At 39.2% G+C, this 12,635-nt stretch carries 12 protein-coding genes and 1 pseudogene; 1 reads left to right on the top strand and 12 read right to left on the bottom strand.

The genetic code is table 11. The features are described 5' to 3' along the window. Positions 1-206: 206 nt before the first annotated feature. From IUZ65_RS17740 to IUZ65_RS17750, 3 genes are all read right to left on the bottom strand, one after another. On the bottom strand, positions 207-1,427 hold the full coding sequence (locus tag IUZ65_RS17740; RefSeq protein ID WP_195705370.1) for a type II toxin-antitoxin system HipA family toxin: 1,221 nt from the start codon (positions 1,425-1,427) through the stop codon (positions 207-209). After that, positions 1,420-1,668 carry a helix-turn-helix transcriptional regulator gene (locus tag IUZ65_RS17745; RefSeq protein ID WP_195705371.1) on the bottom strand — a complete coding sequence of 83 codons (249 nt, stop codon included), beginning with the start codon at positions 1,666-1,668 and terminating at the stop codon, positions 1,420-1,422. The genes IUZ65_RS17740 and IUZ65_RS17745 overlap by 8 nt, the downstream gene beginning before the upstream one ends. A gap of 423 nt (positions 1,669-2,091) precedes the next feature. Next, positions 2,092-3,492, bottom strand: coding sequence for a Fic family protein (locus IUZ65_RS17750; RefSeq protein WP_195705372.1), 1,401 nt, complete (start codon positions 3,490-3,492; stop codon positions 2,092-2,094). Between the two features lie 526 nt (positions 3,493-4,018). On the opposite strand from IUZ65_RS17750, the gene IUZ65_RS17755 reads away from it, so the two are divergent. After that, a complete protein-coding gene (locus IUZ65_RS17755) occupies positions 4,019-5,455 on the top strand; it encodes a hypothetical protein (RefSeq protein WP_229638229.1) in 1,437 nt (478 codons plus the stop codon). Between the two features lie 109 nt (positions 5,456-5,564). Here the strand turns inward: IUZ65_RS17755 and IUZ65_RS17760 are convergent, their stop codons facing one another. The 9 genes and pseudogenes from IUZ65_RS17760 to IUZ65_RS17800 all read right to left on the bottom strand — a co-directional run bounded on the left by IUZ65_RS17760 (position 5,565) and on the right by IUZ65_RS17800 (position 12,635). Beyond that, positions 5,565-5,720: a hypothetical protein gene (locus IUZ65_RS17760; protein ID WP_229638230.1), complete on the bottom strand. Its 156-nt coding sequence runs from the start codon at positions 5,718-5,720 to the stop codon at positions 5,565-5,567. Between the two features lie 2 nt (positions 5,721-5,722). Continuing rightward, positions 5,723-5,956 carry a transposase family protein gene (locus IUZ65_RS17765; protein ID WP_195705373.1) on the bottom strand — a complete coding sequence of 78 codons (234 nt, stop codon included), beginning with the start codon at positions 5,954-5,956 and terminating at the stop codon, positions 5,723-5,725. 442 nt (positions 5,957-6,398) lie between these two features. Further along, a pseudogene (locus tag IUZ65_RS17770) lies at positions 6,399-6,605 on the bottom strand (transposase family protein); the annotation flags it as partial. A gap of 210 nt (positions 6,606-6,815) precedes the next feature. Further along, positions 6,816-7,562 carry a glycosyltransferase family 2 protein gene (locus IUZ65_RS17775; RefSeq protein ID WP_195705374.1) on the bottom strand — a complete coding sequence of 249 codons (747 nt, stop codon included), beginning with the start codon at positions 7,560-7,562 and terminating at the stop codon, positions 6,816-6,818. Continuing rightward, positions 7,562-8,965 (bottom strand): mannose-1-phosphate guanylyltransferase/mannose-6-phosphate isomerase, encoded by a 1,404-nt coding sequence (locus tag IUZ65_RS17780; protein ID WP_195705375.1) that lies wholly within the window; start codon positions 8,963-8,965, stop codon positions 7,562-7,564. The genes IUZ65_RS17775 and IUZ65_RS17780 overlap by 1 nt, the downstream gene beginning before the upstream one ends. Positions 8,966-9,145: 180 nt before the next feature. Then, on the bottom strand, positions 9,146-9,592 hold the full coding sequence (locus tag IUZ65_RS17785) for a GDP-mannose mannosyl hydrolase (protein WP_195705376.1): 447 nt from the start codon (positions 9,590-9,592) through the stop codon (positions 9,146-9,148). Between the two features lie 2 nt (positions 9,593-9,594). Further along, complete coding sequence (fcl, locus tag IUZ65_RS17790; protein ID WP_229638308.1) at positions 9,595-10,521, bottom strand: GDP-L-fucose synthase; 927 nt, start codon at positions 10,519-10,521, stop codon at positions 9,595-9,597. Between the two features lie 45 nt (positions 10,522-10,566). After that, positions 10,567-11,679: a GDP-mannose 4,6-dehydratase gene (gmd, locus tag IUZ65_RS17795; RefSeq protein WP_195706418.1), complete on the bottom strand. Its 1,113-nt coding sequence runs from the start codon at positions 11,677-11,679 to the stop codon at positions 10,567-10,569. A gap of 2 nt (positions 11,680-11,681) precedes the next feature. Then, positions 11,682-12,635, bottom strand: coding sequence for an NAD-dependent epimerase/dehydratase family protein (locus IUZ65_RS17800; protein WP_195705378.1), 954 nt, complete (start codon positions 12,633-12,635; stop codon positions 11,682-11,684).

A 12,635-nucleotide genomic window follows, 5' to 3' on the forward strand; every position in this document is an offset into this window, starting at 1 on the left:
TTCTTCTTGTCTTACAGAAACGACAATACCCATTGTTTTTAGCTCGGGCTAATCTGGTTTCTTGTCTGCCCCGCGATTTTTCTTGCGTGCCGTAAGTATCACCATCGTATTTTTGCAGCATATTCATGTCAAAATAGTTATCCAACAACATAGTGACGACACATTAAACGCGGCAGTAAACAAAATACAGTTATCTTTTTGAGCGTTCAATACTCTTTGATATTTCCTTCCAGTAAGCCCAACATTTCATCTGCAATATGACTAAAATCCTGATGTTTTATACTGAGCGTTTCAATTATTGGTAAAACATGCAATTTAGCGCGCTCAATCTCATCGATAACTTGAGTAATTTCTTTGTTTGAAAGTAAGCAGTGTTGCTTAGCAAATTTTACGAGGACTTTCCATTTCGGCCAGCGTTTAGATCCCGTTAAACTTAAGGCCATGGTATCGTTTTTTATATACGGTGTTGTACTCACAATATCAAATACCGGTGAAAACACGACAGAGGTTTTAGGTAACTCCCCTAACTGATACCCCGACAGGTTTTCATAGAGCACGCCATAATTTTTTAAATGTGCATCACCATTTTTTAACATAATATTAATAACTGTCAGCTTAAAAAAATCATACAACGCTGTTTTACGGAATTCTGGAGACACAAATTGTCTGATGGTATTAGCGCAAGACTCTAAGCTAGCATCATATTTCTGTTTCGTTGAGCGACCTTGTAATACACAAAAATCTTCAAAGCCTATTGGCTGATTTTCTTTATTAATGTCAAAGCGTTTAGTTATCAACAACCGAGCGTTTTCACTTAAATAGAAAGGTGAAACAGTTAACCCGGCTTCTTTTGCTATACTTAAACACACAAACTCATTACAAGCTAATTCTGGATATTCTTTACCCCAACTTTTTACTATATAGGAATCTAGTGGGTAGGTGTTTTTGGGCTCTATTTCATTATTATTTATCTGTTTAGCATCTAATAATACTTTAGGTTGAACACCAGCAACCCCTGAACGCAATGCAAATCTTGATAATAACTCAGAAAACAGATCAACATCCTCGCTTTTAATAAGATGCTCTAGGCTCAAATCAAATTCACTTTCATCAACCAACTCTTGATCTTCAAGTGCATAGCGTATTGAACCAATCTGGTTATTTCCTAATAATGCTAATACCGTTAGGTCATTACTTCCGTAATGTTTTTCTGTTGCTTTTTCAATCGCTAATCGTAAACCACCTTCAGGCATATTCATCTGAAAAAAAGGATGTAAGCCTTCATATGAATATGTTTCTAGCCGAATAGGCATAGTAAGAGACAATGCATGCTTTGCATTTAAGTCATACGAGTAGTGATGGTTCTCATTTTTTTTCTCAAGCCTCCCTACTCTGCTTTTGTGAGTATACACATCAACATTAGCCATTATTAACCTCTTTTAATTGGTCTAAAGTCGGTAAGCCCGTGTCTGCCACCATTAAGGATTTATTAAATAAATTAAGGATACGCTCAATTTTTCTCAAGCCAACGTCATCATAATCATTTCGCTCAATTTTACCAACAGTGGTTCTATTAAGTCCCGCATAATCAGCAAGTAACTGTTGGCTCCATTTTCTTTTTTTCCTTTCGTATAGAATGATTTCTGAGATTTTAAGTAATGAATTCATACCCACGTCCTTTTTATGTTCATTATACTCACCCATAACAGCAAAAGAAACAAAAATGGTGAGTATAACCACCAATATTTAACTGTTCAGTATTGGTTGTCTTATGCTAGATAAGCGCATCGTCATTATAGGGGATATTTGTTGAGGAACGACACAAAGCCAACTTTTTTGTTCCTGCTAAAGTGTTGTTAGCAGTGTGTTACGTTAGCAACAGGAACTTTCGTAAGTAAGCTCACAGCAATGCTTCATCCATTCGATAAAGCATTTTTGCAGTCGAGTCGCATTAATCATTCCCACCGCCTTGGCAATCGTCGATGTTGAAGGAACGCCATGACTAAAATCACCAAATCGCTTCGAACTCTTCAAGTTTACTTTCTTCCACAGAAGCTGACCTATTGCTAAATCAAAAGCTCATGTTCGACGCTATTTAGTAGCGTCGAACTTCTCTTTCCAAGCAATAAACATCTTCTCCGTAACGCCAAGAGACACAATCGCACCGCTATGCAGCTTATCAAGTTCAACCGTTGCGATGGAAATAAACTTATCTGCATCTTTAATCTGATGTTTAACGCAGAATTGCTCTAACTGAGTTTGCACCTCGTCATCAACAATCATTTCTCTGATGATTTGACCAATGACTTGCTTGCGTTCGCTTCGGAACTTTATTCGATAGGAATCAATAACACCAACGGATTTTTCAACAACCTCATACTGATGGCTGGAGCGCTCGTAAGCCCAAGCAAAGACCTCTAGTGCTGGGATATGATCGCCTGTCTCATAGAAATAAATTAGAGACTTAATATAATCACCTTTAGGGACATCCACAAAGCTTAATGGACATAGGTTTTGTTGGATGAACGGTAAGTTGCAACTTAAACGTGCGGTACGCTTATTTACATCCTCAAATGCTTGAAGATATGACAGATGCATGAGTAAAAAGAATGATTGCTCAAATGGATCGTCAATTTTCTCAGCTTTTCTTAGCAGCAGAATAAACCACTCTTCGAGTTGCTGAGGAGCATTTAACGGCATGTAAGAAGTCTTGGTAATACTGACCTCAACTTGCCTAATTTGACCGCATGCAGAGCTATTAGAGAGCAAATCTTGCGATAGGATCTGATGTAAGTTTCTTACCACGAAAGGAGTTACGGAAAGCTCTTCGGCATTCTCAATCAAAAACAAGATAGCTTCTTTGTGGTTTAAGATCATAACGGTTTCTTCATCGAACTTGCCATCAGCAGCTTCGCCTACTTGCAATAACTTTTCCGTATCAAGAATCGAGTATGTGTTCCCTTCTAATCGACTAGAGTTGAACGACAAATCTATGAGGAGCCTTTGTGCAATGTCCTTAGCATAAGTCCCAGCAGCCAGTTTCTTGTTGAAACGTTTACCTAGTCCTCTTAGTTTGAATGCGAATTTTTCTGGAATGTATCGTGTTTTATTGGGAATATAGTTTTCAACCAAAGACAGGTCATAGCACACTTTAGCTCGTGCATAAGAAGGGGTTTCAAGGTGCTCAAGTTTCTTCAAGGACGCTTGAGAGAACAGAATGCCATTATCATGTACAGACTCATTTTCTGATGTCTCTGGCAATGTGTCCTTAGTTTCGATAAGGGACAGGTATCTAAGACCACTTCTTTGACCAGATGTAGCAATACGCAATTCATCTGTGAGCCTTTTTAGGCGTCTTTGAAGTGTTTTTTCAGTTGTATCAAAAGGTAATAGTTTCTTGATGTCACTTCTTGATAGAGGCTCACTTGCTCTATCGACAATACTTTGAATGAGCTCAAGTTCTTGCTCGATAGTGATAAAATCTTGTTTCATAGTCAACTAATACCTGTCCTTAATATCGACACTTTAGCGCCACTAAGGACAGACATCAACTACTAAGGACACATTTAGTGACATACTTAAATACTAAGGTCAGAGTGCACGCTTGTTATGCGCCCTGCGCCCTGCACCAGCGCAGAACTCAACTCGTGATTGACCTGCGCAACACCGAGACATGACTCACCTACTGATGTTAATTAAACAAGTAATTTGTTAGCAAGCTTAACGTTTATTATCGAAAAACACCGCTGCTTCATCATCGGTGTCCAACCCGATGAACTCCAAATTTTAACCCTTCCAATTGACACCGATAGTGGCGTAAAACAGAGTAAATGGATGCTTAACGCCAGCAGTTTTAAAGAGTATTGGCATCAATAAACCCCGTAAATAAGAGAAAGTGAGCCCGTGCGGAGCCTTATTAAACAAGTTGCACTTTACTGATAACTAATGATCATGTATAAACGCCCTGAAACAAATAATAATGATATATATTAACTACATAACGATGGTTGTCTATTAAATGAAAATGAAAAATAAAAGTAATTTGCTAAAATATTCAGTTCTAGCTTCAACAATTGCGCTAGCACTAGCAGGTTGTAATTCTGATAGTTCTTCAACAGATACCGGCGATTCAGGTTCAACTGACGGTGCTTATACCCTTCAAGCTATTGATGGTTACTTAGTTAACGCTGAAGTCTACGCAGATATTGACCAAAACGGCACTCTAACTGATTCAGACGAACTGCTGGGAACTACTGGGGATAAAGGAACATTCACTGTAGAAAGTGGCTATAAGGATTACCCAATAATTATCAAAGCAATCGCCGGCCAGACTTTTGATACGGATAAAGCGGGTACATTAACCAGCAATGTAGAATTAATTGCTGAAAAAGGTAGTTCTGTTGTTACCCCTTTCTCTACCTATGCAGTGAAAACAGGAAAAACGCTTGATGAAGTAGCAGCAGAGCTGCAAATGGATGTCAGTATGATTTCATCAGACTATGTTGCAAGTAAAAGTAATACAGAGCAAACAACAAAACAGACAGCGATCAAAGTGCACTTAGCAGCCCGTTCAATTGCGCAAACGGTCAATACCCTGGGGACAATCGATACGGCCGGCTTTGAAGACAAGGTTCGCGCAATAAAAAATGCCGTGGATGTTGAATTTGATAACACGAGTGATAAATCCAGCTTAGATAGTAAACTGATAGAACTTAATGATAGCAACCAACCATCAACAGAAGATATGCCAACAGGCACGTTGCAATCCATGATGCTGGGTAACGTCTATTACGGCATTAATACCAATAGTGCTTATGCAACAATTGAAGGTGTTTCAACCATCGGTTTTGAAGCGGAACCAAATGACGATGGCAGCGTTACTTACATGTCCAACAATGATAAGCATAACGAAACATTCGAAGGCACAGCTACATTTAGCTACGATGGTTTTTCTACTGTAGACAACGGACAAACTCTAAAAGAAAGCATTATTTATTACGGTAAAGATACTCTGTCTGGTAACAATGAAGAATTCTACCTGAATGTAACCGACGATGGTGACATGCTTGCATTTACAACCCGTTTAGATACGTTAACAACATTCTCTCAAGATGAGATTATAAATCAAACTTACTACGTATTGTTTGATGATGCAGGCAGTACAACAACACCCGATGTCACAATGGCTAAGATGACCTTTAATGATGATGGCACCATGAGCATTGTAGAAGGCAGCGAAACCTTTAACGATGCAACTTGGGACCTAATAAGTGGAGGCCTGTCTGTTTCAGGCATTTATGATGATGGTAGTGACTGGAATGTGATGCCTGCTGTGGGTAATCACGAAATGATTCTGCTGGTTAACAAAACAGAAACACCAAACATCGCTCACGTAATGGTGAAAAACGAAGATCTGGCTAACTCACTTTACCAGAAGTGGAGCAGCGGTCAGTAATAAATACTGACCCATAAAAATCAGCAGAGGCTCTCTCTGCTGATTTATTTAGAATAAACTCAATCAAGAATTCAGACATAAACTCTCCCTCACCGTAATCTGTAAGCGATTAATGAACCTTTCTTAAGAGAGCAATCACGGAAAAATCATGAACATCCCCGTCAATAAAGGCTTGCAGAACCTTCAAAAGATACTCGGAATCCATCGCACACATCGCTCTTTTATGTTTAACACTCGCCTTTAGTGTCGTTTCACTCTTCAGCATGCTTAAGCACATTTGTCTGATCCTTGCGAAATTCTCTGCACTCTCTTCCGCTCCATAAAGCATTTTTGCAGTCGAGTCGCATTAATCATTCCCATCGCTCTGGCTATCGTTGATGTTGAAGGAACACCATGACTAAAACCACCAAATCGCTTCAAAAAATCCAACCGAGCTTGACCGTAAAGACTTATCGCTTTCCAATCATCTTGACCAGAAAGCACAGCGAAAATTATTAACATAATAATATCAGTAACTTATGCTCGACTTTACCTTGTTGTCGGTAATCTAGAATTACATCGAAATGCATAAATGGGTGCTGGTTACTCATCGTTGGACCTTCAATTTGTCTATGGAGGTATTAGATAACACTGAAAATGATCGACAAATCGATCATCGGTTAATTGACTGTTATGTGATAGCGCTAAGTAGTGAGGCTCTAAAATTGAGAACCCACTACGCCACGACCCCTTTAAACATGAACATGTACGTGAATTTTCCCTGCCACGAACCCTTTAAACATGGGCATGTTCGTGAATTTCCCCTGCCCTTTTTATGTTCATTATACTCACCAAAAACAATAAAACGAAGGAAAGCGGTGACTATAACCACCCATATTTAACTATTCAATATTGGTTGTCTCATGCTAGATGAGCGCATCGTCATTATAGGGGATATTTGTTGAGGAACGCCATGACTAAAGTTTCCAAATCGCTTCAAGAAATCCAAGTGAACCTCACCGTATAGGCTAATTGCTTTCCAATCATCTTGACCAGAAAGCACAGTGCAAATTGTTAACAGAATGATATCAGTTAACTTATGCTCGACTTTAACTTATTTTCGGTAATCTAGAATAACATCGAAATGCATAAATGGGTGCCGGTTACTCATCGTTGGACCTCCAATTTGTCTATGGAGGTATTAGAAAACACTGAAAATAATCGTCAAATCGATCATCGGTTAATTGAATGTTATGTAATAGCGCTAACTAGTGAGAGTCTAAAATTGAGAACCCACCATGCCACGAACCCTTTAAATATGGGTATGTCCATGAATTTTCCTTGGGCTAAATAACGCCTCACTACTTAATTAGACGCTTACTTATCTCTTAAAAAACTGGGGGACCTTCGATACATTCTTAATCAGCAGTGCGGTTGGCCAAAATAGTTTATTTTTCTTTAATGCTTGAATATCTTCTCTGGTCTTTTCAAGAATATTCATTAAATTCCGATTACTCGCGCCGCCAACTCGCATTTTAGTCACGACCTTAGGTAAATAACTCGCGGTAACATTATTACTCCATAAATAACGAAGTAGTGAGTCATAATCAGCAGCAATCTTAAGATTTAAATCAAACATTCCATACTCAAGATATAACGTTCTTTTCATAAAAAATGTTGGATGGGGGGGCATCCAGCCAGATTGTAACTTTTGTTGGTCGTATTCTCCAGATATCCATTTACGTATCACTTTTGAGGTATCATCTTTAGACACGTATTCTAAATCGGCATAGACAGCTTGGGTATTTTCTCGTTGCAATGTCTCCACCAATTCTTTAACCGCATCAGAATAGGCAAATAAATCATCCGAATGAAGAAAGCCAACAATATCACCAGTTGCAGCATTGATACCTTTATTTAATGCATCATAGATGCCCTTATCGGACTCAGAAATTATCCTAGATACACGATGGCAGTTTTCTTTAACAACAGAAATCGTATTATCAGAAGACCCACCATCGATAATAATATGCTCAATATCTGAATAGGTTTGCTGATTTAACGATTGGATAGTATCCAACACCGTTTTACTACTATTGTAGGTAGCTGTAATGATAGTGACTTTCATTAGTAACCTACTCCATACTCTTCCAAACGAATAATATCGTCTTCTTCTAAATAACCACCTGAACGCACCTCGATAAGATGAAGATCAACTCTACCTGGATTTTCAATGCGATGAGGAGAGCCTAGCGGAATGTATGTTGATTCATTTTCGCTAATAAGATAGCTCTTCTCACCGTTGGTGACTTTTGCCGTCCCTTGAACGACCACCCAGTGTTCTGCTCGATGATGATGAAGTTGTAGTGCCGTTCTTTCACCAGACTTCACACGCAAGTGTTTCACATGATAACGGTTCCCTTGCGCTATCTCATCGTGAGAACCCCAAGGTCGATATACTTCACGGTGTTGTAATGCTTCGCCTCTACCCTCGCGTTTTAGGGCATTTACGATGCTTTTTACATCCTGAACCTTATTTTTATCAGCAACGAGAATAGCATCTTTGGTTTCAACAACCACAAGGTTACTTACACCAACGGTAGACACGAGCTTATTTTGCGAATAGATATAACTATTGTGTGTCTGCTCAGTGAGCACATCGCCCTTTGTTACGTTACCGTGCGAATTTTTTTCTGACACTTCCCATAAAGCACTGAACGAGCCAACGTCACTCCATCCGGCATCCATTGGAACCATCAATGCACGGTTAGTTTTTTCCATTACAGCATAATCGACCGACTCATCAGGACATGTTGAAAAGGCCTTTTCGTCAAGACGAATAAAATCCAAATCATTTCGTGCGCCATTCATGGCCATTTCACATGCTTTAAGAATATCAGGTCGGTAAGCCTTCAGTTCTTCCAAATAGCGAGATGCTCTAAACAAAAACATTCCACTATTCCAGTAATATTCACCGCTTTCGAGATAAGTTTGTGCTGTCTCTAAATCTGGTTTTTCAATAAACTGGTCGACTTTGAAGGCATTGCCACTGCGTTTACCTTGTTTAATATAGCCGTAGCCTGTCTCAGGTTTGTTTGGAACAATTCCAAACGTTACAAGATTCCCCTCTTCAGCAGGAACAACAGCTTGTTGTACTGAATCAATGAACGCAGAAGAGTCTTTAATCACATGATCCGCCGCTAACACCAATAGTAAGGGGTCATCACCATTTTCAACCGCTTTAAGTGCCGCAAGTGCTATTGCAGGAGCGGTATTGCGACCCTCTGGTTCTAGTATAATCCCCTTACATTCAACAGATTGTTGGCGAAGCTGTTCTGCTACTAAAAAGCGATGCTCGTCATTGCAAATCAGGACCGGAGCACTGTGATCAATGCCAGTAAGACGATTCATTGTCTCTTGTAGCATAGTCAAATTACTCGTTAAGCTAATAAACTGTTTTGGAAACAAACTACGAGAAAGAGGCCAAAGACGGCTACCAGAGCCCCCTGCCATAATTATGGGAAGTATCATTTTTTACCTTTCGGGTATAAGCCATACGCACCATGTAAGTACGTTACTGACGTTGCAGAGAAATAAATCACTATTATGATTATATTTTATAGAAGGAGATTATCCGATGGTGCCAGTAAAATTCTTATCTAAACTTAACAGAGCTGACAAACTGACACCAAAAAACAAAACTCAGGCTCGTTACTGAAAGTACGCTTTGGTATTATCGTGAACTTCGGTAGAACTTAATAAGTCTTCAGCATCCCACCAAAGATAGTCACAATGCTGCTCCGTTGGTAAATCCGATAGCTTTCCATTCCAAACTATCTTATAACCAAGCACAACATAATGGGTAGAAAACCCTTCGTCACTGAAGTTATCCTTATAGAGGTGCTCATAAGGCCCTAAAAAGTTGGCTTGCGAGAGTGCATAGCGCTCACCCAACTCAGTTTCAGACAGACGACTAAACGCAGCCTCAAAACGCTCATCTTTAAGAATTCGGCCACCAGGCACAAACCAAAACCCTTGCGCAGGGCGATTCCGACGAAAACCAAGCAATATTTGCCCGATATCATTTTGAACAATTAGATCCATCGAAATAAGAGGCGTGGAGGCAACCACTGTTTTGAATGTTTTTAGCTCTAACATAGTTACTTTCTAAAGTTGTTTTGATTATCTAAAAACCATTCATAGGTTTTCTTAAGGCCTTCTTCAAGCTCAATGTTATACGTCCAGCCCAGATTTGTTAGCCGAGATACATTCATCAACTTACGTGGCGCACCATCTGGTTTAGTCGTATCAAACGTAATTAGACCGTCGAAACCTACAACCTTAGCAACCGTTTCCACCAATTCTCGAATTGTACAGTCCACCCCTGTTCCGACATTAATATGACTTAACATTGGCTCTGTATTTTCTTGGTAAATTTTGTCATCTAAATTCATAGCAAATATAGACGCTGACGCCATATCATCGACATGCAAGAATTCGCGCATTGGCTTGCCACTTCCCCAAGCGACAACCTCGGAGTCACTATTCAACTTTGCTTCATGAAAGCGGCGTAATAGCGCTGGTATGACGTGTGAGTTCTCTGTGTGGAAATTGTCATTCTCGCCATACAAATTAGTTGGCATTACGCTACGGTAATTCCGACCATATTGTCGGTTATAGCTCTCGCACATTTTAATGCCAGCAATCTTAGCTACAGCGTAAGGCTCATTAGTCGGTTCTAACGTACCGGTGAGCAGAGCACTTTCACTCATTGGCTGCTCAGCTAGTTTAGGGTAAATACAAGAAGAGCCTAAAAATAGGAGATCTTGAACTCCTGCCAAATGTGCACCGTGGATAATGTCATTTTGAATAGTAAGGTTTTCGTAAATAAACTCTGCAGGGTAAGTATTGTTACCAACGATACCCCCTACTTTTGCAGCGGCAAGATACACTTGGTCGATATCATTTTCTTGAAAGAAGTTAGTCACATCAACCTGGCTGAGTAAATTTAATTCGTCGCGAGTACGTGTAACAATATTATACCCACCAAGTTCCTCAAGCTGCCTTACGATGGCGCTGCCAACCATACCTTTATGGCCGGCAACAAAAACAGATATTGCCACAATTACACCTTAGTTTTCGAGAGAAAGTGAAACATTAAAACCATTCGCTTTTAGTAACGCATGCTGCTTTGCCGAATCAATATCTGCACGAACCATCTCTTGGCACATTTCCTCGACTGTAATTTCAGGAACCCAACCCAGTTTTTCTTTAGCTTTTGTTGGATCACCTAACAGAGTTTCTACTTCGGCAGGGCGGAAGAATTTTGGGTTAACCTTTACGATCACGTCGCCAACCGAAACGCTAGGGGCTCTTTCATAGTCGACGCTGATTACAGTGGCGATCTCATCTACACCTTCACCGGTGAACTCAAGTGTAATTCCAGCTTCTAACGCCGACATACTCACAAACTCACGGACTGAAATTTGCTTACCTGTAGCTATTACAAAATCGTCCGCAATATCTTGCTGCAACATCATCCATTGCATGCGTACATAATCTTTAGCATGACCCCAGTCTCGCAATGCATCCATATTGCCTAACTGTAAGCATGACTCAAGTCCCTGAGATATATTAGCAATTGCTCTAGTGATCTTGCGTGTTACAAAAGTCTCACCACGACGAGGCGATTCATGGTTAAACAAAATACCATTGCATGCATACATACCGTAGGACTCGCGATAGTTAACGGTGATCCAGTATGCGTACATTTTAGCTACAGCGTATGGAGAACGAGGATAAAATGGTGTTGTCTCTTTCTGCGGAATTTCTTGTACTTCGCCGTAAAGTTCGGAAGTAGATGCTTGATAAAAACGGGTTTTATTCTCTAACCCATTAATACGAATGGCTTCTAGCAAACGCATGGTTCCCATGCCATCAACGTCAGCGACATATTCTGGCGACTCAAAGGAAACCGCAACATGAGACATAGCGCCCAAATTGTATATTTCATCAGGTTGAATTTCTTTAACTAGACGAATAAGGTTAGAGGAGTCTGTCAAATCACCATAATGAAGATGAATATTCTCAGTTTCTGCTATTGCTGAATCAATGCGTGCAGTATTAAATAAAGACGCTCTTCTAACTATTCCATGAACCTTATATCCCTTCTCTACTAAAAGTTCTGCTAGGTAAGAACCATCTTGACCTGTAATACCCGTTATTAGCGCAACTTTATTTTCTATTTTCACTTCTTATATTCCTCTTTAACCCAAAAAATTGTTTTTTTAACACAATTAATTAACTCAACATTATCTGAACTATATATTTTATTAGCAAAACTACAATCTAACTTATTATCTGTAGTCATATTCTTAACTCGGAATGATGTCATTGGAAACTTAACATTAAATTTCTTAAGCGCATCACCAACAAAACCAAGAGACTTAAGAAAAAAAATAGGTAACATAGGTGGTCTAGAGATACCTTCGACATCACAAATCATTTTAGACCAATCGGATATGTTGTAATATTTGCTATCTCCAATGTAAATCGGATTAATACCATTGGAAATACCAACTTCAAGCAATCCATATATTTGTCGAATACTGACATCGATGAAACCATATGTTTTTAAACACCTCACCGAAGTGTTAAAATAAGTTCGATTTAGTACATATCTAAAAAAGTTAACATACGGTTCTTTAAATCCCGGCCCCCAAATAGAAGTGGGCCTAAAAATTTCAAAATTCACTCGACTAGATATATGGTTTCGAACTATTCGCTCCCCTTCTACTTTACTTTCACCATAAGAAGTAGAGGGACAGAAGTCGTTTAAATCGTCTGGAACATAGCCTATTTTGCATACTAACATAGAAGATGCAAAGATCACTTTTTTAATTGACTTTATTGAATTAACAATTTTAATTAAATTATGAACTCCAACAGTATTGGTGTCATAATCTAGGATTGTATTTCCGCCAAGATCGGTTCTTGCTGCTAAGTGAACAATGTAATCTGGCATTACTTCAAATATTACTTTCTCAAGTTCAGAATAATTCCTAATATCACAAATGAACGTTGGGATCTCGTTGCAATCTACAATATCCAACCCAAAAATTTCATGGCCAAGTTCTTCACAGTATTTACAAAAATTTCGCCCTATAAATCCGGAAGAACCTGTAATTAGTATCTTTGACAT

This window comes from Vibrio sp. VB16, assembly GCF_015594925.2.
In the GTDB taxonomy this organism is placed as follows: Bacteria; Pseudomonadota; Gammaproteobacteria; order Enterobacterales; family Vibrionaceae; genus Vibrio.